General features: G+C 56.2%; 27 protein-coding genes and 1 pseudogene. 13 read left to right on the plus strand and 15 right to left on the minus strand.

Features of this window, described 5'->3' with window-relative positions; translation table 11 throughout:
- Positions 1-4: 4 nt before the first annotated feature.
- Positions 5-913, minus strand: a complete 909-nt coding sequence (locus BDK61_RS13705; RefSeq protein ID WP_121303505.1) for a DpnII family type II restriction endonuclease — start codon at positions 911-913, stop codon at positions 5-7.
- Between the two features lie 473 nt (positions 914-1,386).
- Here BDK61_RS13705 and BDK61_RS13710 point away from each other — a divergent pair, with 473 nt between their 5' ends.
- The 4 genes from BDK61_RS13710 to BDK61_RS13725 all read left to right on the plus strand — a co-directional run bounded on the left by BDK61_RS13710 (position 1,387) and on the right by BDK61_RS13725 (position 4,372).
- A complete protein-coding gene (locus tag BDK61_RS13710) occupies positions 1,387-1,623 on the plus strand; it encodes a hypothetical protein (RefSeq protein ID WP_121303506.1) in 237 nt (78 codons plus the stop codon).
- Between the two features lie 217 nt (positions 1,624-1,840).
- Positions 1,841-3,175, plus strand: coding sequence for an IS4 family transposase (locus tag BDK61_RS13715; protein WP_244209796.1), 1,335 nt, complete (start codon positions 1,841-1,843; stop codon positions 3,173-3,175).
- A 217-nt stretch (positions 3,176-3,392) separates the two neighbouring features.
- Positions 3,393-3,776, plus strand: coding sequence for a hypothetical protein (locus BDK61_RS13720; RefSeq protein WP_148709143.1), 384 nt, complete (start codon positions 3,393-3,395; stop codon positions 3,774-3,776).
- Positions 3,773-4,372, plus strand: coding sequence for a site-specific integrase (locus BDK61_RS13725; protein WP_121303508.1), 600 nt, complete (start codon positions 3,773-3,775; stop codon positions 4,370-4,372). Before BDK61_RS13720 ends, BDK61_RS13725 begins: the two co-directional genes overlap by 4 nt.
- On the opposite strand, the gene BDK61_RS13730 is transcribed toward BDK61_RS13725, so the two are convergent.
- The 3 genes from BDK61_RS13730 to BDK61_RS13740 all read right to left on the minus strand — a co-directional run bounded on the left by BDK61_RS13730 (position 4,328) and on the right by BDK61_RS13740 (position 6,343).
- Positions 4,328-5,293 (minus strand): IS1595 family transposase, encoded by a 966-nt coding sequence (locus BDK61_RS13730; RefSeq protein WP_121302811.1) that lies wholly within the window; start codon positions 5,291-5,293, stop codon positions 4,328-4,330. The genes BDK61_RS13725 and BDK61_RS13730 overlap by 45 nt on opposite strands.
- A 122-nt stretch (positions 5,294-5,415) precedes the next feature.
- Positions 5,416-5,886, minus strand: coding sequence for a hypothetical protein (locus BDK61_RS13735; RefSeq protein WP_121303509.1), 471 nt, complete (start codon positions 5,884-5,886; stop codon positions 5,416-5,418).
- A 112-nt stretch (positions 5,887-5,998) separates the two neighbouring features.
- Positions 5,999-6,343, minus strand: coding sequence for a hypothetical protein (locus BDK61_RS13740; RefSeq protein ID WP_121303510.1), 345 nt, complete (start codon positions 6,341-6,343; stop codon positions 5,999-6,001).
- 61 nt (positions 6,344-6,404) lie between these two features.
- Between BDK61_RS13740 and BDK61_RS23040 the strand changes: the two genes are divergently transcribed.
- The 5 genes from BDK61_RS23040 (at position 6,405) to BDK61_RS13765 (ending at position 10,217) form a co-directional block, all read left to right on the plus strand.
- A complete protein-coding gene (locus BDK61_RS23040) occupies positions 6,405-6,734 on the plus strand; it encodes a hypothetical protein (RefSeq protein WP_148709144.1) in 330 nt (109 codons plus the stop codon).
- Positions 6,731-7,045 (plus strand): hypothetical protein, encoded by a 315-nt coding sequence (locus tag BDK61_RS13745; protein WP_121303511.1) that lies wholly within the window; start codon positions 6,731-6,733, stop codon positions 7,043-7,045. The genes BDK61_RS23040 and BDK61_RS13745 overlap by 4 nt, the downstream gene beginning before the upstream one ends.
- Before the next feature lie 188 nt (positions 7,046-7,233).
- Entirely contained in the window at positions 7,234-7,458 is a 225-nt protein-coding gene (locus tag BDK61_RS13750; protein ID WP_121303512.1) for a hypothetical protein, read from the plus strand.
- 597 nt (positions 7,459-8,055) lie between these two features.
- A complete protein-coding gene (locus BDK61_RS13760) occupies positions 8,056-9,186 on the plus strand; it encodes a hypothetical protein (protein WP_148709145.1) in 1,131 nt (376 codons plus the stop codon).
- A gap of 65 nt (positions 9,187-9,251) precedes the next feature.
- Positions 9,252-10,217 (plus strand): IS1595 family transposase, encoded by a 966-nt coding sequence (locus tag BDK61_RS13765; RefSeq protein ID WP_121302811.1) that lies wholly within the window; start codon positions 9,252-9,254, stop codon positions 10,215-10,217.
- A gap of 225 nt (positions 10,218-10,442) precedes the next feature.
- Here BDK61_RS13765 and BDK61_RS13770 read toward each other — a convergent pair whose 3' ends face one another.
- Positions 10,443-11,456, minus strand: a complete 1,014-nt coding sequence (locus BDK61_RS13770) for a tyrosine-type recombinase/integrase (RefSeq protein ID WP_121303515.1) — start codon at positions 11,454-11,456, stop codon at positions 10,443-10,445.
- Positions 11,437-11,805, minus strand: a complete 369-nt coding sequence (locus tag BDK61_RS13775) for a hypothetical protein (protein ID WP_121303516.1) — start codon at positions 11,803-11,805, stop codon at positions 11,437-11,439. Before BDK61_RS13775 ends, BDK61_RS13770 begins: the two co-directional genes overlap by 20 nt.
- 51 nt (positions 11,806-11,856) lie before the next feature.
- Between BDK61_RS13775 and BDK61_RS13780 the strand changes: the two genes are divergently transcribed.
- Positions 11,857-13,383: a replication factor C large subunit gene (locus tag BDK61_RS13780; RefSeq protein ID WP_121303517.1), complete on the plus strand. Its 1,527-nt coding sequence runs from the start codon at positions 11,857-11,859 to the stop codon at positions 13,381-13,383.
- Here BDK61_RS13780 and BDK61_RS13785 read toward each other — a convergent pair.
- The 5 genes and pseudogenes from BDK61_RS13785 to BDK61_RS13805 all read right to left on the minus strand — a co-directional run bounded on the left by BDK61_RS13785 (position 13,384) and on the right by BDK61_RS13805 (position 17,155).
- A pseudogene (locus BDK61_RS13785) lies at positions 13,384-14,365 on the minus strand (amino acid ABC transporter permease). It lies immediately after the preceding gene.
- A gap of 3 nt (positions 14,366-14,368) precedes the next feature.
- Entirely contained in the window at positions 14,369-15,121 is a 753-nt protein-coding gene (locus BDK61_RS13790; RefSeq protein WP_007188855.1) for an amino acid ABC transporter ATP-binding protein, read from the minus strand.
- Positions 15,118-15,798: an amino acid ABC transporter permease gene (locus BDK61_RS13795; protein WP_011223817.1), complete on the minus strand. Its 681-nt coding sequence runs from the start codon at positions 15,796-15,798 to the stop codon at positions 15,118-15,120. The genes BDK61_RS13790 and BDK61_RS13795 overlap by 4 nt, the downstream gene beginning before the upstream one ends.
- Positions 15,799-15,801: 3 nt before the next feature.
- Positions 15,802-16,602: a basic amino acid ABC transporter substrate-binding protein gene (locus BDK61_RS13800; protein ID WP_004957786.1), complete on the minus strand. Its 801-nt coding sequence runs from the start codon at positions 16,600-16,602 to the stop codon at positions 15,802-15,804.
- A gap of 64 nt (positions 16,603-16,666) precedes the next feature.
- Entirely contained in the window at positions 16,667-17,155 is a 489-nt protein-coding gene (locus BDK61_RS13805; RefSeq protein ID WP_004957792.1) for a COX15/CtaA family protein, read from the minus strand.
- A 128-nt stretch (positions 17,156-17,283) separates the two neighbouring features.
- On the opposite strand from BDK61_RS13805, the gene BDK61_RS13810 reads away from it, so the two are divergent.
- Positions 17,284-19,197, plus strand: coding sequence for a methyl-accepting chemotaxis protein (locus tag BDK61_RS13810; protein ID WP_121303518.1), 1,914 nt, complete (start codon positions 17,284-17,286; stop codon positions 19,195-19,197).
- Positions 19,198-19,368: 171 nt separating this feature from the next.
- Complete coding sequence (locus BDK61_RS13815) at positions 19,369-21,621, plus strand: NADP-dependent malic enzyme (protein ID WP_121303519.1); 2,253 nt, start codon at positions 19,369-19,371, stop codon at positions 21,619-21,621.
- 108 nt (positions 21,622-21,729) lie between these two features.
- On the opposite strand, the gene BDK61_RS13820 is transcribed toward BDK61_RS13815, so the two are convergent.
- From BDK61_RS13820 to truD, 4 genes are all read right to left on the minus strand, one after another.
- Entirely contained in the window at positions 21,730-21,990 is a 261-nt protein-coding gene (locus BDK61_RS13820; RefSeq protein WP_007188851.1) for a hypothetical protein, read from the minus strand.
- Positions 21,991-22,323: 333 nt separating this feature from the next.
- Positions 22,324-22,986: a ribonuclease H family protein gene (locus tag BDK61_RS13825; protein WP_014040988.1), complete on the minus strand. Its 663-nt coding sequence runs from the start codon at positions 22,984-22,986 to the stop codon at positions 22,324-22,326.
- 398 nt (positions 22,987-23,384) lie between these two features.
- Complete coding sequence (locus tag BDK61_RS13830; protein WP_014040990.1) at positions 23,385-24,080, minus strand: phosphoribosyltransferase; 696 nt, start codon at positions 24,078-24,080, stop codon at positions 23,385-23,387.
- A gap of 70 nt (positions 24,081-24,150) precedes the next feature.
- Positions 24,151-25,533 carry a tRNA pseudouridine(13) synthase TruD gene (truD, locus tag BDK61_RS13835; protein ID WP_121303520.1) on the minus strand — a complete coding sequence of 461 codons (1,383 nt, stop codon included), beginning with the start codon at positions 25,531-25,533 and terminating at the stop codon, positions 24,151-24,153.
- 146 nt (positions 25,534-25,679) lie between these two features.
- On the opposite strand from truD, the gene BDK61_RS24215 reads away from it, so the two are divergent.
- The gene (locus tag BDK61_RS24215) at positions 25,680-25,808 is read left to right on the plus strand and encodes a hypothetical protein (RefSeq protein ID WP_255458621.1); all 129 of its coding nucleotides are present in this window, start codon (positions 25,680-25,682) and stop codon (positions 25,806-25,808) included.
- Positions 25,809-25,822 lie beyond the last annotated feature (14 nt).

Genomic DNA, 25,822 nt, shown 5'->3' on the forward strand with positions numbered 1-25,822 from the left:
TTGATTATACTTCTTTCGTCTCGAAGAATCGCTCCACATCGTCTGGAAGCTGACTTTCAGCTTGGTGGAGATTATACAGATCGGTGATATCGTTGTAACTCTCTCGAAGAACATTCTCCAGAGATTTTGCCCATCCTTGCCCGTCTGTAATCCACACGAAAGCTATATTATCGTCTCTCATTCGTTGTGCGACGTGATTATACGACCGTCTGATTTCTGAAGGTTTGCTACCACCAACTTTGTAGGCGTTTGCTTCAACCACCAGTCGAAGGTCTCCATCCTCGAAAAGAGCAAAGTCCACAGTTTTCTTCTGCCCTGAATCGTCGTTGTACTCAGTTGTATATTCGTCATCCATTTCAACAGAGTATCCTGCGTCGTTCAGACGGTCTGCGATGCTACCTATCTTTTCTCCGACCAAGTTCTCGAAACACTCTCCTTGCCGATTCTTTCGAGCGTGGGATTCCATGCCTACGAGCATCCCTCGGTAGTGGTCTCGAATGTCGGCTTTGTCCACTACGTACTGGAGACCGATTTCTTGGAGAATATCAGCTAAATCCCGAGCGGCTTCTCTATCACCAGAGTCAATCGCACGTTGAATATCGTAGAACTTCCAGAGACCTTCCAACGCACTGTATTTGTTACCTCTCTCGCCAAGAATCTCAAAATAGAAATCAATCCATTTGCGAGTATCATCCGCAGCCATCAGAGCGTCTGCGAGTCCTTCGACAAACTCATCTTCGGAAACGTCTTCTAAGTCAAGAATCGCCTCAATCTGAACTTCGTAGTTCTCAATCTCGTCCTCGATTCCATTCCAGTCGATGAACTCGTCTGAAGGAATTGATGAAGGAACAATCGTTTCCTGAAAATCATCTATGAACTCATCTGTTGGAGGGCGGTTCTGTCGGATGGGCATAACAATATGATAGCGGAAAAAGCTCAAATGCGTCCTTTAAATACGGATTGAATGGAATTTTATCTACCAGAAATATCTTTAGGGAGACCTTGAGTTGATTTCTTCTGTTATGTATAATCTAGGTGACATACTAGAGAATATAGATACAAGACAGGAAGTGGTGGTCGTTCGTGATTTTGGAGATATAGTAAAAGTAGTTGAAACTGGACCCTTGCCAGCTGACCCTGCCGACCTAACAAAAGAAGGTCGAGTATTGCTTGCTCAAAACGCAGATGTGAACGGCGAAGAAGTCCATGTTTCTTGTCTCGTTCCTACGGATGATTTGTAGTGTCCGACTTTCCTGTATAGTTGGACAAACAGCATAGTTTAGGGTAGGGTTCGACCCGTCATAGCACCGATTAGACCACGATATCACACCAAAATGTAACTAGTCCGACACTTATTTGTCCGATTAGCAATAAAGATGGACACGCATGGAGGTGAATAAATCAGACTATACAAGAGGTAGAATAGAGGTTCCTGAGTTTGAGTTTGAACCTAATGATAAAGTAAGATATAAAGGACGAGTTCAGGTCGTATCCGAGATAGTATATCGTAAATACTACGATAGTTGGTTTTACAAAATCAATCAATTTTACATAACTAAGAGTTCAGCAGAAAAGAGATTCGACCTGATTGAGCCGAGCGAGGCAGGTGATAACGATGAGTAGAGATATTCTGACAAGGAAAGTTGAGAGTTATGAGGTAGCGTATGATGTATTGCCTGAGTTGTTCATTGGAATTGTTTTAGGATTTATGAGTATTCATCTAATCGGTTCATTAGTGATGTTTATCGAATACAAGATAGGTGACATCCGTTCTAGGCTAAGGCTGAGTTAGCAGGAAAACCACCAGATGTTACCGGGATGAGAAACCGGTGGAAAGTGAATGAAACTACCACCGGATGAGGTAATCGAAGAGCGGTTGGTGAATACTTTTCCAAACAGCCGGCTGCGCGAGCTGGCTCGCGCAACCGGACTGGTGCAGCGCGACGGCGGGAAGTTGGAAGCTGACGCTCTGTTCTGGGCGCTTGCGCTCGGATTTCTCTCAGCCGGGCACAGAACAATCGAAGCGTTCCGCCAAACCTACATCGATACCTTTGGTGGCACGATCAGGTACTCATCCTTCTACGAGTGGTTCACGCCTGAACTGTGTACATTCCTTCGAGAGGTCCTCAAGGAGGCCCTTGAGGACCTCGATCACGAGAGCGACCGTCTCCAAGGACGGTTTGAGGAGTTCCGTGAAGTCTTCATCGTGGATATGACAGTCATTACGCTGTTCCAGGAGCTGTTTGATGAGTTCCCTGGCTTTGGTGACGACCACGCTGGAGCGAAGCTCCACGTGGTCGAATCAACCAGTACAGGCCTCCCTACCGAGTTTTCTATCACAGACGCTCGCACGCACGAGTCAACGCAGTTGTCGACTGGACCATGGCTGGAGAACGCACTGCTGCTGTACGATCAGGCGTACTTCGAGTACCGGACGATGGACTTGATCGACACTAACGGCGGCTGGTTCCTGACGCGGTTGAAGCCAAACGCACAACCGAAGATCGTCGACGAACTCAGGGAATGGCGTGGCAACGCCATTTCTCTGGAGGGAGAAAAAGTTCAGGATATTCTGGACGATCTGCATCGTGACGTGATTGATGCCAAGAGCGAGGTCGAGTTCAAGCGACGCGTCTACAACGGCACGCGCAGCCGTGCCGTTGAGACGTTTCGCGTCGTTGGTGTCTGGAACGAGGACCAACAGCAGTACCACCTCTACATCACGAATCTTCCAGCTGACGACTACGCTGCCTCAGATATCGCAAAGCTCTACCAAGCTAGATGGGAAGTAGAGCTTCTCTTCCGTGAACTCAAGACTACATACGCCCTTGACAAGATGGATACAACCAAACCAGAGGTCGTTGAAGCGCTCATTCTGATCAGCCTCATTTCACTCGTTGTGAGCCGGACACTTCGAGAACTGTTCATCGAGATTCTCGAAGACAACTGCAGTGACGACGACATTGAGCCGTCGTCACTGCTGCCACGAGAGCGCTGGGCAAAGGCTGTGAGCCGCCGGAATGATCGGATACTCCGCCGAGTCGCTCGGCGACTCGGCTATGAGACGCCAAGTCTCGTCAAATCGCTGATGAACGACGGATTGAACCCGAACGCTCACCGTACCTTATTGCTTGAGGAGGTACAGTACAACTCGTTTGACGCCAAGCTCGCGTAATCCAGCGAGAACGCTGGATTCGCGTCGCTGGTTAGCTGCGCTACTCGGTCCAGATGGGCAATTCAGTGCTTCTTCCTCCTGAGAGAAGTTCAGGCTGTCACACACGAGCAGATCGAATCTTCAGCGCCAGTTATTCACCGTAGATGTATCACCAGCTCTGGCACAATCTCTGTCAGCCGAATCAAGTTAGACTAGAACGGATGGATAGGTGATAACGATGAGTAGGAACAATCCTCTTGGTCGACAGAAAGAAGTTGAGAGTTTCCTTATGCTGGTCGGAGCAGTTGCGGTATTTGTTGGATTACTGTCAATACTAGGTTGGATGATTCAGGTTTTAATCGGTTTCACCATAGGAGTTTTGTCAGTAGTTACAGTTGATGCTGTTCTAATATCGCTGTTCGCAGGTGTAGCTACGTTCGTTACTGGCGTAGCTACCTATAACAGCTGGCAGGAAGCACGGATGAAAAAAGAGTTAGCTGATACATTTGAGGAGATTGACGATTACGAGGCTAAGATTGAGGCTTGGAAAGAGCACATCCAAGAACAAGAGGAGCATGAAAAGAGAGAAAGAGAACTGGAAACCGAAGGTGGTTCACAATGATAGCAGATAACTACGAGAACGAAGACGGGTACAAGCTCTCACTCACGGACGATGAACGTGCTCTAGTGTTGGAAAATCTAGAGGTCCGTGACAGCGAGTTTGGCTGGATACTTGCGAGCTACTGCGGACTCCGTACTCACTCAATCGCAGGAGTTCGGTTCGAGGACATCATCAAGCGAGAAACTGGCGATTGGGTAGTTCGAGTCTATGAAGAGAACGAGAAGACGAATGAGTACAGAGAGACGCCAATCCCGACCAGACACGCTATCCGAATCAAGACAACGCAGGAAGCAGACGACGAGCTTGAACCAAGTGACCGAGTAGTACAGGAATCAATGCGGACGTTCCGACGACACATTTCCCAAGTCGGAGAAGAATTAGCAGAAGAGGAAGACGAGATGTTTCGGCACTTGTCCCCTCATGATGGACGTGCCACGTTCATCAACAACATGCTCGACAACAACGTCCAAGAGCTACAGGTTATGGAGTGGTCAGGACACGACGACTGGAGGACGTTCAGAGATCATTATCTCACAGGGCTCTTACATAACTCAGCGAAACACGTTGACGACGAAGCAGTCAAGAAGGCCGTGTAGTGGTGCTCCAGCGAGGTTTAACGTCCGTACGAACCCGTAGGTTCGGACGGACTGCTCCAATCCAGGCTTGGAGAGGCCGCGGAACTTCTGTAGCCATGGATTCACTAGCGACCAGAGGCATTCGACTTGGTTGATGTGGACGCCGTCATCAGTGACAAATTCTTCGGAGTGAACAACGGTCTGCTCGTTCTTGTAGACGAGTGGCGCGTACCCGCGCCACCCGTCGTGCCAGACCTCATCCAGTTTCCCTGAGAGAATCTCTACCTCATCAAGTGCTGGTTTGAGTTCTTCCGGTTGAGCACCTGGCTCGGCGCGAATTACACGAAGTACATCACGACAGGCACCGATCAGCGTCATGGTATCGCCAGGTGCTCCTTCCCACCGTGATCGCCCCCCTTCCCCAGAGCCGCCGCGGGAAAGCCCATCCCGCGGCGGCGTCTGTCCCTTGTAACCAGAGCACTTGTGGCCGGTTTCGTCGATCTGAGTTGGGCCGTCGATAGCGTGTTGGATGCGCTCCCAGACGAGGTAGAAGCCGCGCTGGAAGGCGGCTTCTACCTCTCGAATCGTGGAATGAACCGTGTCGTAGACCGCTTCGAAGAGCTGGGTGATTTGGTGGATGCTGAGAAGTGTGTCGGCATAGAGGACGAACGCAATGACGATTTCGCCAGGAGAGAGAGTGCGGCCTTCGAAGGGCGTGTTGCGGGTGTAGGAGAAGACATAGCGGCAGTTGGTGCACCAGACCCGGGGACTGCCGTCCCCGGACTGGATGGCGGTTTCACCACACTCCGGGCAAGGAGCTTGTTCCCATGCCTGCTTACAGCGCCGCTCGATTTCCTCATCGAGCGGCTCTGGGCGCAACACTATTGACGTGAGCTCAACAATATCCTGTAGCATCCCGCCGAAGGCTGTTTGATTGTACATAGCAACTAGCCTACGGCGGGATGCTGTAATTCTCGGGGTACTGTTTCACTCAGTTCGGTAAGAGCCCTCACAGATTTCAGCGAGCAGCATCAGAGTCAAGAACTCGAAAAAGTTGCCGAGTACTAATCCTCAGAAAAATGGTCAGAAAGAACGTCTTCTAAGTACTTTAAACGGGTTTCGATACTTCTAAATCTCTCTTCAGCTGTCTCATTCCATTCGGTCGAATACTTACTCCAATCCTCTAAATCGTCCTGTACGTCATTCAGACCTGCTCGAAGTCTCATTATCTCCTTGTCGTGCTTATCCAATTTCTCTGCGTTTTGAAGGTCTTGAGACACTTCATCAATCTCTTCACGGACATACCTACGCCCACGCTTGTTTATGATGTACTCATTTGCGTCTTCAATGTCTCCAGAAGTATCACCACTCTCTATTTTCAAGAACTTCCTCAACCAGTCATCCAGAGCGTAGAACACCTGACCCTTAGACAAGTCAGTACCATGAGCAACTTCAGATGTGCTTTTAGTTTCACCTCTATTCATATACAGGAACCTCAGAATCTTGTGCTGATTATCACGCTTTGCCTGCGTCATACCTAACAAAAATTTGACTAGTCCTATTAAAATTTTGATAGGATTTAACCAGTTCCGACATGGGTGTGGCGCTAGCCACCCCTCAATACAGTGACACTAGGGCCAACCAGAATCAGAGTTCATCGAAATTGTACTGACCAGTGAGCTTCAGATTGGCATAGCAAACCCAACCAGTTCCTTCTACGCTCTCATCTACCTCCACAACTCGATAATATTCATCTCGACGCTCTGGGTCAAGAATTTCGACTCTCTTGACATCTTCTTCATCCCAGACGAGTTTGTCTCCAACATCGACGCTATCTGCGTCTATCCATTCATCCAGGAATAGAACACGCTCACCACCGACATTCTTGTACTTTCTGCGTAATTCTAATTTTTCTTTATCTTTTTCTGTCTGCGGCATAAGCGGAAATTCGCTCTTACTTCCCATATATTTTATACTGATTCCAAATCCCATTAGACTTATCCCATATATACGGGAAAAGTATTTAAACCAACAGACATAACATTGAATTGCCATGGTTGAGCAAATACAAGAATCGACCGAAGACCAGCCCGCTAAGTATCAGGTTGTATCAGGCAATGACGGTAGAGTTTGGACTGTCATTGTGGAGGATAGAGGTAACGAGTATATTGTAGAATATCCTGACGAAGATAAGAGTCAGATAGTACGCAACACAGGAAGTGGATACGAGTGTACTGGGACGTATTCAGACTATCACGAAACCTGTCCACATCAGGAAGCAGTTAGAGATGTTGTCCACCAGCTACATCATGGACAGTACAACCATCAGCAGTTACAGGACGCAGCCATAGAACAGAACCGCAGTGGTGGTGATTTGCTATGACTGACGAAATCCGTTCTGCGTCAGAAGTAGAAGGAGTATCAGACCGAGAGCAGGAGTTCTACCAAGGTAAGATAGAGGATATGGAAGAAAAGCAAGGGCGTCTATCACAGCCAGCATATGTCAGATTTGGAGTCGATGCGATGATAGATGGAGTCTGGACGATAGACGACATCTGCGAGCTTACAGGTGTCCCACGTTCAACTGTTGAGGAGACCGTTGAACAAGAACTATATCGAGGAAACATCGAACACGCTGAGGATTTGGCTACTGGCGGTAAGTTCAAGAGTGGTTTCGTTACGGTGGATGAATAGCACTCTTTCTACAATCATTCCTCTCATTTCGTAGCTCAGTCGATTCTGAGAGCTATCTATGTGCTTACGCACACACACATATCGTTACAACTCATTTCGTGACTAGACATAAGAATATTGAAACTACAAAGATAGTAGACGATACCCGATTCGGGACCTTTATCCTAGATGATTTGCCAGGTTTACGTATGGTATCTGAGAAAGAGAGGCTGGAAAGAGAGATTAGAGCGATAAAGGAGGTGTTGGCGATACAAGATAACAAACGGGATACGGGAGATTGGAGCAATTTCAACGAACTTCATCTTGAGCAGTGCGTCCCTGCTGAATATCAATATCTGGAAGAGCTCGACCGAGATTCGTTAGAGCGACGGAAAGAGCGGCTGGAGAACGACCTTCAGGCAATCCATGAGTAACTTGGTCGGAGGTGAGATTTTAGACCCTATCGTAGGCGTAGCTGCGTTCTTGATTTTCAGCTGGATTACTGTACGCTTCGGTGTTCAGATTGCTGCGGGTATTGTCAAGATTGGATTGGCATTCGTAGTGATTCTGGGACCGCTGATGCTATTCGCACCATTGGCATTGTTGAACCCGTGGGTCCTCCTTGGAGGTCTGCTTGTCGCTGGTGGTGGGATTCTGACTCTGATTCGAGACTGATTACCATAGAGATGTAGTAATCTATCAGTCCGAACCGTCGATATGAGACCAGATTCTGAACCTTGATGAGATTCGTTACACACTGGAGAAGGGTGTCTGTGTGAAGTTTGAACCAGAGGGAGGAAATTCTTATTTCCGACCGTGGGGGCTTGTACTGACAGAACTACATACGACGTGAAGTTGTTTTGAAGTTACAGTACGACGTGATACAGTTATCTACTAAGCTAAACAGGTCTAAAGATAACTGTTTAGAACAGTTGTTCTTCTAAGCAGTATATATTTATGAGTAAGATATATGGGATAGTAGTCTAGTTATTGATATGTCGATGTTCAGAACTGTATTACGTAACGAAGATATGGATAGAAAGCAACTCAAGCTAACTAAATCGACGTTTGAATACCTCTCAGACGAAGCTTCAGATTCCGTTCGGTCTGTAACTCGTGGCATGCTCCTCTATGAGATGGCAATGATGTTTTCAGACTCTCTTACTGATGAAATCGAAGAGAAAGAAGAAAGAGTAAATGAACGTCTTGAATCCCACACAGACACCTCTTTCAGATGTGGAGTGGATTCTGTCAAGGTTCGCAATGAGGATGGTAGTTTCCCCAGTCAGAGCATCATAGACCCAAATGACGACCTGACTGACTCGCTAATTAACATATATTTACCAGTTAGCGTTCAGGAGCATTTGGAGGATGAATGGGGACAGCGATACTGGGCAGAGAAAGTTGACGACCTCGTTATTGACTACATTGATTCAGCCTTTGAGTCTCGGTATGACCGCTACCAGTGTAAGGAGGATTTGATAGCATACATTGAGGACGACGAGTATCCAGACCACGAAGTCGCTCGGTCAATAGTCGAAGGGAGTGCGAACAGGTACACGACTTCAGACCTCCACAGCGTACTCGAAGAGGACAAATGGTGGCTAGCTGGTGACCTCAGCTACAATGATATAATCGATAGGGCAGAGGAAGAGTTTGACTCAAATACTCCACTGGAGACTAAGATAGACGTGGCAGCGGAAATACTGGACCGCCATGCCGAACAACGAGAGATGGAGATGCCGAGGAAGCTTGCTGTATCTCTCATTACGAAAGTATTCAACGTATCTGAGTCATATGTCGAGAACGAGTATCTTCCACAGATTGAGCTTCCAGACTATTCTGGCGAAGATGAAGAAGACGGTGAGAGCATAGATTATATGGAACGGTGCTTGAATGCGAAGGAGCAGCTTGTCAAGTTCCTTGAAGATAACAATAGGGAGAGTGATAAAGACAAGATTGAGCGTATGAATGCTGCGAACGTGTGTATGGTTGAGAAAGACGACATCGAAGAACTTGATGGTCTGGAAGAGCAGGAAGCGAGGAACGAGAAGATACAGGAAATAATCGACAAAGGCAGTAAATCAAATACTTTCGTTTTACAGCAGCAGAGCAGTATCCACATGGAACTGATAGAAAACCTTAGCAGTGAACTCGAATAGGCTCTTACCGAACTGAGTGAAACAGTACCCCGAGAATTACAGCATCCCGCCGTAGGCTAGTTGCTATGTACAATCAAACAGCCTTCGGCGGGATGCTACAGGATATTGTTGAGCTCACGTCAATAGTGTTGCGCCCAGAGCCGCTCGATGAGGAAATCGAGCGGCGCTGTAAGCAGGCATGGGAACAAGCTCCTTGCCCGGAGTGTGGTGAAACCGCCATCCAGTCCGGGGACGGCAGTCCCCGGGTCTGGTGCACCAACTGCCGCTATGTCTTCTCCTACACCCGCAACACGCCCTTCGAAGGCCGCACTCTCTCTCCTGGCGAAATCGTCATTGCGTTCGTCCTCTATGCCGACACACTTCTCAGCATCCACCAAATCACCCAGCTCTTCGAAGCGGTCTACGACACGGTTCATTCCACGATTCGAGAGGTAGAAGCCGCCTTCCAGCGCGGCTTCTACCTCGTCTGGGAGCGCATCCAACACGCTATCGACGGCCCAACTCAGATCGACGAAACCGGCCACAAGTGCTCTGGTTACAAGGGACAGACGCCGCCGCGGGATGGGCTTTCCCGCGGCGGCTCTGGGGAAGGGGGGCGATCACGGTGGGAAGGAGCACCTGGCGATACCATGACGCTGATCGGTGCCTGTCGTGATGTACTTCGTGTAATTCGCGCCGAGCCAGGTGCTCAACCGGAAGAACTCAAACCAGCACTTGATGAGGTAGAGATTCTCTCAGGGAAACTGGATGAGGTCTGGCACGACGGGTGGCGCGGGTACGCGCCACTCGTCTACAAGAACGAGCAGACCGTTGTTCACTCCGAAGAATTTGTCACTGATGACGGCGTCCACATCAACCAAGTCGAATGCCTCTGGTCGCTAGTGAATCCATGGCTACAGAAGTTCCGCGGCCTCTCCAAGCCTGGATTGGAGCAGTCCGTCCGAACCTACGGGTTCGTACGGACGTTAAACCTCGCTGGAGCACCACTACACGGCCTTCTTGACTGCTTCGTCGTCAACGTGTTTCGCTGAGTTATGTAAGAGCCCTCGAATAATTCTCCTTGCTTCTCATCTGCGGTGATTATTTAACGTAACAAAATAATTACACTAGTGCTGGTTCATCCAGCAGTGCTACAGTGCTACAATAGAGCGAGCAGCGACCACAGGGCGACACCATGTCGGTTCTTGCTTAACGCTCACTCTTCCCATTCGTTCTCGGTTCTCAACATCGACTAGTGACAACTAGATAACACTAGTCTAAACCGTGGGTCTGTACCGCCTATCAGCTTCTCGAATATCGTCGTCTCTGAATTTGAGATACTTGTCTCGGGTGGTCTCAATATCAGCGTGTCCCATAAGTTCGGATAGGTAGGCGATTGGCATTCCTCTCTGAGTTCGATACACACCGTAGCTCTTCCTAATTGCGTGTGGGTGCGGGAAGTACCGTGTACGCTCGCTTTGGTCTTCATAAACTTCCTTTAGAACTCCCGCACGGTCGGCAACGTCTCTAACAATATCGGATACACTCCCTGGATACATCTGTTCAGCTTCACGTGAACAAATGAGATAATCGCCCTTGGAACCGAGATAGCTATTTCTATCTCCGTTCTCCAGCCATTCTATGAGGATGTTTTCCATTGCCTGACTGTAATAGACAGTACGCTCGTCGTCTTTCTCCATCTTCTTGGTCTTACCCGACTCGAAGGTGATTGACTTGTTACGACGGTCGATGTCGTTGAGCTTGATTTCAACAGCTTCGCCCACTCGAACTCCGCAATCCCAGAACAAACGGCACACGAGCCTTTCTCGTGTCTTTTCGCAGGCATCCATCATTGCTTCAAATTCTTCCTTCGTTACGTACTGACGGTCTAAATGTTCGTCCTGCTTCGTCTTCTCGTAGTTCTCAACATCCACATCATCAACAGGATTCTTCTCGAACCCTTCCCTGTCCTGTAACCAGTTATAGTAGGTTGAGAGGGCGTAGATTTTCTGACGGACTGACCTGTACCCGTAGTCTTGTAGAACCAACTCTTCCCTCCACTCGTCTATATCTGAAGTCTCAGCTTCGGTAATATCTCCATCAAACCATTCAGTGAACTGTCTAACCGCCGTTGCTCTGTTCTTTACAGTGTCTTTCTTCCCATCGACAATCGACGTTTTCCAGTATCCGTGTAGGTGTTTTCTTGTATCTTCAGGTTGCTCTGCTACCCATTCGGGTGTCTCCCCATCTTCCTTGACCCACTCTTGAATTTTACTCGCCGTCATCCTCATCACCTATGATACCAGCGTTCTCCAGAACCTGCTTTGTTGACTGGTAACTTCTCTGGAGTACGAGGTCATCCATTGTGTCCTCGGTTACGATGTCTTCTTGAACTAAGCTGACCTCTCTTTCAAGCTCATTCAGAAGTCCTTCCATACGTTCAAACTGTTCGAGTGCTTCCGCCCGTCCGATACTGTCTTTAGACTCCTGCTCCTCGTTGTCAGTAGAAATGGTTCGCTCAACCGATTTTCTGATGAGGTCTGAGCGGTCGTCAAACTCAGGGTTCTCAGAGTGGAATTTATCCCAAGCTTCCAGTCTATCAGAATCCACCTTAATCTGGACTAACTTCGACTCTGCCATGTTGAATTGTATAGAAACCGCACGACGTAAAGATAACGTAATGGTGATTTGATGGACTGGACGGAGAAGTACCGCCCGACGACGCTGTCGGAGGTGCGGGGCAACGACAAGGCCCGCGACGCACTCAAAAAGTGGGCGGAGACGTGGGACGACCACCGCGAGGCGGTCATCCTCTATGGGTCCCCGGGCATCGGGAAGACCTCGGCCGCCCACGCGCTGGCAAACGACATGGAGTGGCCGACCATCGAACTCAACGCCAGCGACTCCCGGACCAAGGACGTAATCAATCGGGTGGCCGGCGAAGCCGCCAAATCCGGGACGCTGACCGCTGGCGGTGGTGGCCGTCGCCTCGTCATCATGGACGAGGCGGACAACATCCACGGCAACGCCGACCGCGGGGGCGCACGAGCGATAACGGCCCTCGTGAAGGAGGCCAGCCAGCCGATGATTCTCATCGCCAACGAGTACTACGAGATGTCAAACGGCCTGCGGAACAACTGCCAGGACATCGAGTTCCGGGATGTCTCGCCCCGCTCTATCGTCCCCGTCCTGCGTGACCTCTGTCGCCAGGAAGGCGTCGAGTACGAGTCCGACGCGCTACAGGAACTCGCCGAGCAAAACAGCGGCGACCTGCGGGGCGCGGTCAAGGACCTCCAGGCCATCGCCGAGACGACGGAGCGCCTGACCGCCGACGACGTGGTGACCGGCGAGCGGGATACGACAGAGGGCATCTTCGAGTACCTCGACGTGGTGCTCAAGGAGGCCGGCGCGCAGGACGCGCTTGAGGCCAGCTACGACGTGGACGAGACGCCGGACGACCTCATCAACTGGATCGAGGACAATATGCCCAAGGACTACGAGGGGACCGAACTGGTCCGCGCCTACGAGTTCCTCTCGAACGCTGACCAGTGGCTCGGCCGCGTGCGCGAGACGCAGAACTACTCCTTCTGGCGGTACGCTGGCGACAACATGACCGCTGGCGTCGCTGCGGCCCGAGACGGAACGAAGGGTGGCTGGACCCGCTACGGCCCGCCGAGCTACTGGTCGAAACTCGGCCGGTCGAAAGGGACCCGGAACACACGAGACTACGTCGCCCAGCAGATAGCCGCTATCGATGGCGTCTCGATGCGGACCGCCCGCCGGGAGATCATGCCGTTCCTCGCAACGATGACGCACCACTGCCGAAACCGGGAGCTAACGGTGGCAATGGCAGCGACCTACGATATGGAGGCCGAGCACGTCTCTTTTGTCACCGGGTCGGGCAAGGACACGAACAAGGTACAGGACATCGTCGCCGACGCAGAGGCACTCAAGGAGGAAGCCGCCGTCGAACACTCCGGCGGGGTTTTTGAGGGTGCGAGTGCTGACGGTGGTGACGGGGACAGCGATGCAGATGGCGATGCTCCAGATACCGATGCTGGCGAGGAGAGCGGTGACCAGCAGGTGACCCTTGCGGCGGACGACGGCGCTGAATCCGACGCCACCAGTGACGGCACCGCTACCGACGACGAGACGGAAACAGCGAGCGAAGCCGCCGAAGACGACGACCAGCAGTCCGGTCTTTCTGACTTTATGTAGTCATCGGCTGGTCGTGCCGAGACCGGGAATCGCGACCCGGTCTTCGACGTATTCCATCACCAGTGACGCCGAGATAACAAGCGCAAGGTACAACAGGCCGGCGAGGACGAACAGTTCCGTGTACCGGTAGGTCTCGCTAGCGATCGCGTCGGTTCGCTCGAACAGTTCGCGGACGGTGATGAAACTCGCCAGCGACGAGTACTTGATGAGGTACACCAGCTCGTTCGACCAGCCCGGAATCGCGTAGCGCAGGCCCTGCGGCAGGACCACGTGCCGTATCCCATCGACTTTCGAGAGCCCAATTGAACGAGCGGCAGTGAGTTGCCCTTCCGGGACGGAGTTCAGCGCTGACCGAATGTACTCCGACTGGTAGGCGGCGCTATTAAGCGTGAACGCGATGACGGCCACCCAGAACGCCTGTGCGGGAATGAATCCAGCCCCGACCGTGGGCAGTTCACGGATAATCGTCGTCAGCGGCGTCGCGAAGTAGAGGACGAATAACTGGGCGAGCAGCGGCGTCCCGCGGAACAGTTCGGTGTATCCCAGTGCAAGCGAGCGGGTGAGCGTCCCGCCGTACACCCGAGCCACACTGAGTGGGACGGCAATAAAGAACCCGAGCGCGATACCCAGCAGCGTCAGCAGTATGGTCGCCCACACGCCGGTCGCCAGTGGCGGCAGGTACGGAATCGACGCCGCCAGGAACTCGAAGAAGCCGGCGACCCAGCCGACGGGGACCCCGACCGGACCGAGACTCGCCGCGAGACCGCCAAGTGTCGACGCGGCCGCCTCGAACGGTGCCGTCGGGAAAAAACGACGTGTTGCGCTCGATGAGCGCGCCGTCTAGCAGGAAGTCGTTCGTCCAGCGCACGACGAGCCACGTCCAGAAGGCCCCGACAGTCAGCAGCGTCAGCGGCTGGTCGGTCAGCCCGGCGGCACGGGCACGGAGCGTTCGCCCGGCGGTCGTGGACTCCGGCGTCCCCATCGGTCACTCCTCCTCGTGGGCCGTCTCGAGGCGGCTGAGGAATTCCCCGGTCCGGGCCGCCTGAGGGTTCTCGAACAGCTGTTCCGGCGGGCCGTGTTCGACGATACGCCCATCGTCGAGGAAAATGATGTCCGATGCCGCCGACCGCGCGAACCCCATCTCGTGGCTAACCACGAGCATCGTGATGCCCTCGGCGGCGAGGTCGCGCATCACCTCGACGACCTCGCCGACGAGTTCGGGGTCAAGCGCGCTGGTCGGCTCGTCGAACAGGAGGAGTTTCGGGTCCATGGCGAGCGCGCGAGCGATACCGACGCGCTGCTTCTGGCCGCCTGAGAGTTCGGCGGGGTAAGAGTCAGCCTGGTCCAGAAGCCCGACCTGTTCGAGGTGTTCGTACCCCTTCTCCTGTGCCGCCGCTTTGTCCATGCCACGGACTTTCCGCAGGCCGAGCGTGATGTTTCCGAGTGCCGTGAGATGAGCAAAGAGGTTGAAATCCTGGAACACCATCCCGACCTGTTTTCGGAGTTCGTTCACGTCGGTGTCGGCGTCGGTAACACAGTCGCCGTCGAGGTAGATATCGCCGCCGTTGATCTCGGTGAGGCGGTTCACACAGCGCAGCATCGTTGACTTGCCGCTCCCGCTGGGGCCGATAACCACGTCCACGTCCCCGGCGTCCATCTCGAAACTGACGCCGGAGAGCACCTGCTCTTCACCGTATGACTTGTACACGTCGTCGAGTTCCAGCAGCGGGTCGCTCATGCACGCTCACCGCCGGGGATGCTGAAGTGGTCGTCGACGTAGTCAAGCGAACGGTTCGTCACGAACGTGAGAACGAAGTAGATGAGGCTCACAGTCAGGAAAATCTCAAGCGCAGCGGTGCTCTGACCGCCCTGATAGAGGTTCTGGCCGATGGTCAGCAGTTCGCCGAGGCCGATGACGATGGCGATACTCGTGTCTTTCAGGACGATCGTGAACTCGTTCTGGAAGCCGGGCACGCTTCGGCGGAGCGCCTGCGGGACAACGACGCTGCGGATCGCCTGAAGCCGGCCCATACCGACGGCACGAGCGGCTTCCAGTTGTCCCTCGTCGACGCTCTGGAGCGCGCCACGGAATATCTGTGACTGATAGGCGGCGCTCCGGAGGCCGAGCGCGATAGTCGCCGTCACGAAGGCGCTACTCGACACCGAGAGGCCGAAGAACAGCAGGATGATGATGACGAGCAGCGGCGTCCCGCGGAGGACGACGCCGGCCGTCTCGACGGCGCGTTTGAGCGGGCCGCGCCCGTAGACCTCAACGGCTCCCGCCGGAAACCCGAGCAGAAAGCCAAGCAGGATGCTCGTCGCTGTCAGGGCGACCGTGACACCCGTGCCGACGAGTAGCAGGTCGAGGTTCCCGATGACGAACGCCCAGTCACTCTGCAACGGGAGGGGTGGCATCGGTTACTGCTGGCCGAACCACTTGTTCGTCAGGTCCTGGTAGGTGCTGCCATCCCTGACGGTGGACAGGCCGTCGTTGAGTGCCTGCGTGAACTCGTCGTCGCCATCGCGGACGCCAAAGCCGAAGTTCTCGCCCGTCTCGTAGGTGAAGGCGATGGTGACCGGGCGCTGGGCGGCGAATGTCTGTGCGACCGGCTCGTCGATGACGACGGCGTCGATGTTGCCGTTCTGGAGGTCCTCGACAGCCAGCACGTAGTTGCCATAGGAGTTGTAGTTCGACTCATCAAGGTTCCCCGGCGAGATGAGTTCGTCCTGTACCGTCGTCTCGCCAGTTGTCCCCTTCTGTGCGCCGATAGGGCGTCCGGAGAGGTCCGACAGGGACGCCGGCGAGAAGTCGCCGTCCTCGCGGACGACAATCGCCTGATTCGAGCTGTAGTACGGGTCAGTGAAGTCGATGGTCTCGTCGCGCTCGTCGTTGATCGTCATCCCTGCGGCGACTACGTCGATGTTCTCATTCGTCAGCGCCGGAATCAGGGACTTGAACTCGAACTCTTCCCAGCCGGCCAGGGTGTAGTCGGTCTCGTCGATGACCGCTTCGAGCAGGTCGATGTCGAAGCCGACGAGTTCGCCGTCCTGCTTCATCTCGAACGGGGGGAACCCCGGTGCAGTTCCGGCAGTGATTTCGGTACTGCCGTCGCCGCCGTTACCGCCACCGCCGCCGAAACAGCCGGCAAGTGAGACGGTTACTGCGGTTCCACCGACCGTGGAGAGATACTGGCGTCGTGAAAGGCCGTCGTCTGACATAGTCCTCACCACACGACAGACCGGAATATATCTTACGTGTTAACCACGGGGGTGGTACTCGTATTCAATCGTCAGCGCGTGCTGTGTGCTGGGTATCGGCCGATTGCACCGACGGCGACTCCGCCGTATCGGTGTAGGCCCACGCCGTCGCCGCGACCATCGCGCCGAAGATGAGCTGTGCAGCACCGTGGTGGAGCACCTGCGCCGTGGCACCGAAGTTGAAGATGGTGTTTGCGCCGAGGAGAATCTGCATCGGAAGCACGACCGTGGCGACGCCTGTTGCGAGCTTGATCCGCCGGCTGTACTCACCACGCCACGCGGCGACCGTCGAACCGAGAATGCCGAAACCGGTAACCATTGCGACTAAACGGTGGAACCACTCGACGAAACTCGCCCAGTTTGCGGGGAACAGCCCCATCCAGCCGTCACAGAACGGCCAGCGTGCCTCACAGGTCAGCCCGGCACCAATAGCGCCGGTGTACACGCCGAGCAGGATGAGTGCGAACGTCAGCACCGTCGTCGTCGCCACCAGTCGGCGGAAACGGGTGGTCATATCTAGCACTTCGGTTGCACGTACTTATGCTCTCTTTTCCCGCTCTACCCACGAGTACAATTATCTTTGCTGATACTCCCGGAGTCATCTTTATCTACAGGTGTGTTGGAATGGAACATAGCTAGCTTATGTTCGAACAGATCCGCACCTACATCTACGGCCAGGGGTCCCGTTCTTCGGACGCTACGGCCCGGCGGGCGGACGGGGGATTCGTCGCGAGTGACGGACGGACTCGCTTTTTGACCGACGCCATTGACCCAGACTCGCCACATCTCGACGATTGCTTTGAGGACCCAGATAAGGCCGCTATTGGGACCCAGCACGTCGAGCGGCAGTTCGAACTCGGCCCTGACGAAGTTCAGGCGCTGATCGGCGACTACGAAGCCGCCGGGATCAGCCAATGCGAGTTCGTCGCAACACAGAGCTTTGTTACCGAATCACTCGTCGAAGGTGCGTTCGACCAGCTCCGGGACGAACTCGGCCCGGACGCACAGGCCGCTATCGACGCTGTCGAGGCGGAGCTTCACAACGGGCTGCAAACGACGCAGTCTGTCTCTCAGGCTGGCGTCAGCGCATTCACCGATTCTACGGCAGATAGCAACTCCAGCGGTGGATTCGATTATCACGACATACTGCAGCATATTGGAACGCCGCTCTTTGTTCTGGATCCGGACGGCGATATCCTCAGCTGGAACAGTTCGATCGAAAACCTCACGGGCGTCTCCGAGGCCGAAGCAAAGGAGATGGAGATGGCGAGCATGGCGTTCTATCCGGACGGCCGGCGCGGACAGACGCTCGCTGACAAGGTTCTCGACGCCCCTGAGACGACCCACACAGAGTACGATGTGCCGAAAGTCGAGGACGAGGACTTCACACTGTATCGCGACACGAGCGTGATGGCCGACCAGCACGGGAACGAACGCCACATCTCGTTCAGCGCTGCCCCGATTTACGATGACGACGGCGAACTCATCGCGGTTGTCGAAATGGTTCAGGACCGAACTGACGAGGCCAACCGTCATGAGGCCGTGACGAGCCTGGTTGACGAGGTTAAATCGACTATGGCTGCACTCAAGAACGGGCGCCTCGATGCCCGGGCGTCGTTCGACCGGACCGACGTTGGCCAGTACGTTGATGACCAGCTGTACGAGGTCGTCGGTTCGCTCAACGATATGGCCGAACAGGTCGAGCAGTTGGCGGATCAGGTGGACGAGCAGGCACAGCAACTCGCAGTCACTATCGAGCAAGCGAATTCGTCCGCAGAGGATGTCGAGGCCCGGGTCACCGAGCAGACGGACTCCCTCACAGAGGCGGCCGACAACATCCAAGAAATCGGGGCCGGGATGGAGGAGGTCGCCGCGACGTCTAGCGAAGTGGCGTCGGCGGCCCAGCGCGCGAAGGCGGCCGCAGAAGATGGGTCAGACGCCGGTGAAGCAGTTATGGACGTTACCGACGGGCTCGCCGAGACGAGCGAAGACCTCGTGGACACCGTCACTGACCTTGACGACCAGATGGACGAGGTGAGCGAGATCGTTGAGATAATCGCTGACGTGGCGGAGCAGACGAATATGCTCGCGCTGAACGCCAACATCGAGGCGGCCAGAGCCGGCGAAAGCGGGAGCGGGTTCGCTGTCGTGGCCGACGAGGTGAAGACACTCGCTAACGAGACAGGTGAGTACGCCTCCGAGATCTCGACGAGCATCACTACGATTCAGGATCAGGCGACCGAGACGGCCGAAATGGTCGAAACCTCCCACGAACAGGTCGAGCGTGCGGAGACCGAGATCGCAGATGCGCTGGATGCACTGGACGAGATTTCCGACGCCGTCGAGGAAGCGACACGGGGCATCCAGGAGGTCGCCGACGCCAACGACGACCAGGCGAGCGCTATCGAGAACGTGACTTCGATGGTCGAAGACGCACAGAACCATGCCCAAGAGGCTGAAACGGCAACGAAGGAAATTGTCAAGGCCACCGACCGACAGGAAGACGCGGTCACCGAACTGACCGACCGGGTCGGCGAACTCACCAACACGAACTGAGGTCCGCGGCCGGTCCATCGGGCGGGTCCCCGGCGGCGGCTGTTTTCCAATTGATGGGACACGACCGGGGCAAAAACCGCTGCAACAAGCCGACATTCGACAACCGTCGTTGTACCGCTCGTCCGTTGACGGTAAACTTGTCTTTTTTACAGTAGGGTTCGACATCCGGATATGGGACTTGACGAGGATGCACTGGAGTACCACCGGAGCAAGCCGCCGGGGAAGATAGAGATTGCGACAACGAAGCCGACAAACACACAGCGGGACCTTTCGCTGGCGTACTCGCCCGGCGTGGCCGCGCCGTGTGAGGAGATCGACAAAGACCCTGAGAAGGCCTTCGAGTACACCGCGAAAGGGAATCTCGTGGGCGTCGTCTCCGACGGGTCCGCCGTGCTCGGCCTCGGCGACATCGGTCCGGAAGCCGGGAAGCCGGTCATGGAAGGAAAAGGCGTGCTGTTCAAGCGGTTCGCCGACATCGACGTGTTCGACGTGGAACTGGACACGGACAACGCCGAGGCGATGATACAGACAGTGGAGGCGATGGAGCCGACCTTCGGCGGTATCAACCTCGAAGATATCGCCGCTCCGGAGTGTTTCGAGGTCGAGCGCCGACTCAGCGAGAAACTCGATATCCCGGTGTTCCACGATGACCAACACGGGACCGCAATAATCTCCGGTGCGGCGCTCGTCAACGCGGCCGACATCGCCGACAAGGAGCTGGATGAACTGGAGGTTGTCTTTTCCGGGGCCGGGGCCTCAGCTATCGCCTCGGCGAAGTTCTACGTCTCCCTTGGCGTCTCGAAGGACAACATCACGATGTGTGACTCCTCGGGCATTATCACCGAGGAACGAGCCAACCACGAGGAACTCAACCGATTCAAACAGGAGTTCGCCCGAGACATCCCGGAGGGTGGCCTCGCCGACGCGATGGACGGGGCGGACGTGTTCGTCGGCCTTTCAGTCGGCGGCATCGTCGACCAGGAGATGGTGCGGTCGATGGCCAGCGACCCCATCATCTTCGCGATGGCGAACCCGGACCCCGAAATCGCATACGAGGACGCCAAGGCCGCCCGCGACGACACGGTGATTATGGCGACCGGCCGTTCGGACTATCCGAATCAGGTCAACAACGTCCTCGGGTTCCCGTTCATCTTCCGTGGTGCGCTCGACGTGCGGGCGACCGAAATCAACGAAGAGATGAAAGTGGCAGCGGCCCGCGCACTGGCCGACCTCGCAAGGCAGGACGTGCCCGACGAGGTCGTCAAGGCCTACGGCGACCAGCCGCTGCAGTTCGGCCCCAACTACATCATTCCGAAACCGCTAGACCCGCGGGTCCTGTTCGAGGTGACGCCTGCAGTCGCCGAAGCCGCCATCGAGAGCGGCGCGGCACGGACGGAACTCGACACGGCGGCCTACGTCGAAGAACTCGAAGCGCGGCTGGGCAAGTCCCGCGAGATGATGCGTGTCGTGCTCAACAAGGCCAAGAGCGACCCCCAGCGGGTCGTGCTCGCTGAGGGTCACGACGAGAAGATGATCCGCGCGGCCTACCAGCTGGTCGAACAGGGCATCGCCGAGCCAATACTCATCGGCGACGCCGACCGCATCGAGTCCACGCGTCGGAAGTTCGGGCTGGAATTCGACCCCGTCGTCGTCGATCCCGAGACAGCCGACGTGGCCGACTACGCCGACCGGTTGTACGAACTCCGCCAGCGGAAAGGCGTCACACGCCGCGAGGCCGACGAACTCATTCGGGACGGGAACTATCTCGGCAGCGTGATGGTCGAAATGGGCGATGCCGACGCGATGCTGACCGGCCTGACCCATCACTACCCTTCGGCCCTGCGCCCGCCGCTGCAGGTCATTGGGACGGCCGACGACGCCGACTACGCGGCTGGCGTGTACATGCTGACGTTCAAGAACCGTGTCATCTTCTGTGCGGACACCACGGTTAATCAGGACCCCGACACGGATGTGCTGGAGGAGGTTACCCGGCACACCGGGGAACTGGCCCGTCGGTTCAACGTCGAACCGCGAGCGGCGATGCTGTCGTACTCGAACTTCGGCAGCGTCGACAACCTCGGGACGAAGAAGATCCGCCGGGCGGTTTCGCGCCTGCAGGACGACGACCGTGTGGACTTCCCCGTCGACGGCGAGATGCAGGCCGACACCGCTGTCGTCGAGGATATCCTGCAAGATACCTACGAGTTTTCCGAACTCGATGACCCCGCGAACGTCCTCGTGTTCCCCAACCTCGAAGCCGGGAACATCGGCTACAAACTCCTCCAGCGACTGGGCGGCGCTGAGGCCATCGGACCGATGCTCGTCGGCATGGACAAGCCGGTCCACGTCCTCCAGCGTGGCGACGAGGTCAAAGATATCGTGAACCTTGCGGGCGTCGCCGTCGTCGACGCACAGCAAGAGTAACCGATATAGCTGTCTTTTTTACGCGTTTACTGCGGAACGCGGAGAGCGCGCTTCGCACTGAAACCAGTTCGAAAAACCAGCGTTCGGGCCCGTCGCCGGAACGCGATGTCACGTACCGTCTCGCCGTCGACCACGAGTCGGTGGGTGGATAAAGAGCGCATCGATGACCGCCACAGCGCCGACGAGTGCGCCGCCAGCGATTGCCGCCTGAAGCGAGAGGCCCAGAACAACCGCGGCGGCGAGTGTGAAGATGAACACCGCGGGGATGACGGCGAGTACGAGGTCGTGCCGCGTCGGCGACTGATGCGGCAACAGTTGCTCGGCGTACTGTCCGCTGAAACCGTCCGGTCCGTCAGTTCTGGTACTCAACGTAGCTCACCTCCCACTGTATACTATCCTATTTCTAATACATAAAATTTGGTCTGTGTGACGTTGCCCAAACGTACGTGATAATAGTTGCAACTATTTTCATAACTTATGGAGATTATTACCTGTGAAAGACGACTGACGGAGAGCCTTGTAGCCCTCGGCTACAGGTATTTCTATCTGTAGTCAAGTATTCTCTCAGAACCGCAGTCGTATGTGATATTTCAAGCACGATAGCCGTATACTGAGCAAGGCGTTACAACAGCTACGTGCCACTGCTGACAGCGATGTGAAAGAATACGATGTCGCCGGTCGCCGATTGCTGGACGGGTTCCGTCAGTCCGACGCCCCGCCACGCTCTGCGCGTGACGGCGGTGGAACGCGTTCGTTTACGGTCGGCGCGTCAGGGAGAACGCACCGGTCCGGCTCGCCGTTGACGTGTGCGTACTGGTCAGGGGCGTTTGCCAGTGGGTGAGCGGGGTTGCGGTCGCCGGAGATCCGCGCGGCACGGACCTCGCCGAACCCATTGATACGTGCCTGGATTCCGCGCCAGTGCAGTCCCGTTGCCGGCGGGACCGACACGGAGTGTGGCGGGTCGTAAGCGGAGCCATGGGAGGCCAGCACCTCCGCGTTCACGTTCTCGGCGAGCTGGTCGTGGTCGATGAGCAGGCCGACGCGGGCGTTGGGCGGGGCCCGTCTCGCAAGCACGTCGAGCCCCAGATGGAGCGCCCGGTACTCCGCGACGTTGTTGTCGGGGCAGGTGTCTGGGACAGACAGCCTGACGACGCGCTCACCGTCGAGCGTTTCGACGACGACACCCAGCCCCCCTGTCGGGCTGTCCGAATCGCTGTCGGGCGATGTCGTGCCGCCGTGGGGCCTGAACGACCCGTCTGTGGCAACGTAGAAGTCTCGATGGTGACTCCGCGGCGGATGCGCGATGTGCGGCGTCGGTGATTCATCGAACAGGTCTCGAAGTGACGGCCGGCCGTAAGCGGCCATAGTTTCCGTTGGGTAAGCAGGGTATTAAATATATTCCCTCGACAGACTTCTCGTCTCAGTACAGCGGTTTGACGGCTTACTGGACGGGCTACTCTCTACTTCAGACCCGCACCCCGTGTCGAATCTGTTAGCTGGTGAGAAAGAGTTATATCCACGTAGGCCCATGTTACCAACACACATGACTCCGACGAAAATTCGTGAGCGACTCGAAGAGGCAGAAGGCCGGGTCGACAAAGAGCAGTTCGTCAGCGCGTTAGAGTACGTCCGGGACGACGGTCGCACGCGTCGCTAACCGTATTTTTATCCTGGCTAGCGGAGGCGCGTACTGGGCCTAGCGATGGTGAGCGACGAGACTAGCGGATCTGAGCGATACCTGTTGGGCCACTTTGTGGCCCGGTTCAGTCGTCGGTGAGTTGCCAGCCGTCGCCGACCGATTCGACGACGCCGCGCCGCTCCATCTCGGTCGTGACCTCGCCCAGTCGGTTCGGCTGTGCGATCTCTAAATTCGTGCGGCTGACGCCGTGGTACTCCCGCAGTAGCTGACGGATGTCGTCTTCGTTATGGGTCTGCTGGTCGCTCTTTTCCATCACGCCTGCGACGAGTTCGACCATGTCCTCGACGAAGTTCCAGGGGTAGACGACCCAGGTCCACTCCTCAAGGCGCTCGCCGACGAACTCCGGCTCGTGGTCGCTGGTCTGGAGCAACTGGAGCGTCGCTGTCCGGACGCTGCTCGGGTTTCGGTCGCGCACGCACTCGGCGGCCGTTTCGATGGACTGGCCAGTGTCGGCGATGTCGTCGACGACCAGCACGTCTTTCCCCTCGACCGCGCCGTCAGCCAGCGGGTATTTCACCTGTGCCTCCTCGCCTTTCGCCGCGGTCCCGACATAGTGTTCGACTTTCAGGCTCGCCAGGTCGTCCAGCCCGAGGAAGTCACAGAGACAGCGCCCGCCGAACCAGCCGCCCCGTGCCAGCGCGACGACCACATCGGGTTCGAACTCGGCGGCCTTCACGTCGTCAGCCACGTCTCGACAGAGGCCGTAGATGTATTCCCAGTCGGTGATGGTACACGAGAACTCATCCGGTAGCTCGCCCATACGAGATGGCGTGTGTGGCCGGACTTAACCGTTGCATATTCCGCATCAGTTGCCGAGCACGGTTGAACCGCTACGCGTCCGGGTCGCCTTTCCGGAACTCCCGGAGGAGGACCGTCGCGTAGCTCCCCTTTGGCAGGGAGAACGAGAACGTCAGGTCGGCGCTATCGCGCTCAACACCGAGTTCAGTCCGAAGCAGGATGGCCCGCCGCGTCCCGTCGCTGTCGAACGCGCCGGGAAGGTCGAAGTCGCCCTGTTCGAGGCCCACGTCGTCAAGGACTTCACGAGCGATATCGCCCGGTTCGCCACTGCCCAGCTCGGTATCGGTCCCGACCAGCGGCGCGGTGACAAACGCTCTCCCGCGCTCGCAGTGGCGCTCAACGGTCGACAGCCGCTTGGCAGTGACTTCCTGGGTGCGGTCGGCGTCCGGAATCGGGAAGTCCTCGGGCGCGTCGCTGTCACGGAAACAGACTACGTCGCCTTCCACGGGCCGGTCGAAGGGGAGGCCCCGTTCCAGCCGCTCGGAAAGGATGCGGTTGAAGACGTACGACTGGGCGGCGTTGACGAACAGCGACTGGAGGTTCGACGGCAGCGCCTCCAGTGCCTCGCGGAAGTCTGCCGGCTCGCTGGCCCCGTTCTCGACCAGCCGGTGACAGATAGAGCGCTCGTAGCCCAGCGCGCCGGGCAGCCTGTCCAGCGCGCCGGCCCAGTCGTGGGTTTCGTCGACGTATCCCCGCGCCTCCTGCGTTGACTCTGGTTCGCGCTCGTTCGGGTTTCCGACGTAGGCGAGAACCGCGTCTTTCCACTCGCCACGGGCGATGGCTAGCCCGACCTCGTGGGTGACCGGTCGGCGCGACCCGAACCGCTGCTGGCCGAAGTAGTTGGGCACGCCGACCGTCGTGTCGCCGTCAGGCAGCGTGGCGTCGCTGGACCGGCCTTCGCTCGTCACTGAGTCGTCCCCGTTGGCGAACGCCCGGAGGTCCGCTACGACGCTGGCGGCATTGTCGGTGTTTTCCGTGTCTCTGACGACTATCTCGAAGGCGTTGCCCGCCAGGTCGCCGAAGAGAATCGGGCGGCCGGCGCGACCGATGACCTTGATGTCCGTGCCGCCGATTTCCGGCAGGTCCCCGGCTGCGACCCCTTTCACCGAGAATAGCTGGGTCGTGACCGCGCGCTTGTCTTTCGTCCCCGCCCACGACACCCGTTCGCGGGAGATGCCCAGGCGGTCGGAGAGCTTGCTGGCGAAGTCGTTGGTTTCCCAGTTCCGTAGCTCCGCCCGGAAGACGAGATGCGGGTACGCGCCGGTGTCGGCGTCGACCGGTTCGGTGTCGAACGCCTCCAGTTCCCGGACGCGGAAGTCCGCGGGCGACGAGCGGAGGCGGCCGCCCACCCCGTCGGCGTCGCTGACGTAATACTCCATACCGACCGCCCGCTCGATTGGGTGGGCCGCTTGCATTGGTCGACTGTTCGCGGCTCGGCGCTTATGATTGGCGTTTGCGGACTCGGCGTGGGTCCGTCTCTCAGCCGATACCTAGTGTTATCACGGGACATACTCTATCTAGCCACAGGTCGTGGCTATGCGGGCGACCGGAGAGCACCACGATGCCAAAGCTAGCATGTAAGAGCTGCGGACGAGAGATTACGTTCGACAGGGACGGCCAGGAGTCCCGCGCACCGATGCGGTACTGCCCGCGCTGTGGCGAAGAGTTCCCGCCACGCGAGGAGTGGTAGGCCGGCACAGCGGT

Origin of the sequence: Haloarcula quadrata, assembly GCF_003634715.1 — an archaeon.
Lineage (GTDB): Archaea > Halobacteriota > Halobacteria > Halobacteriales > Haloarculaceae > Haloarcula > Haloarcula marismortui.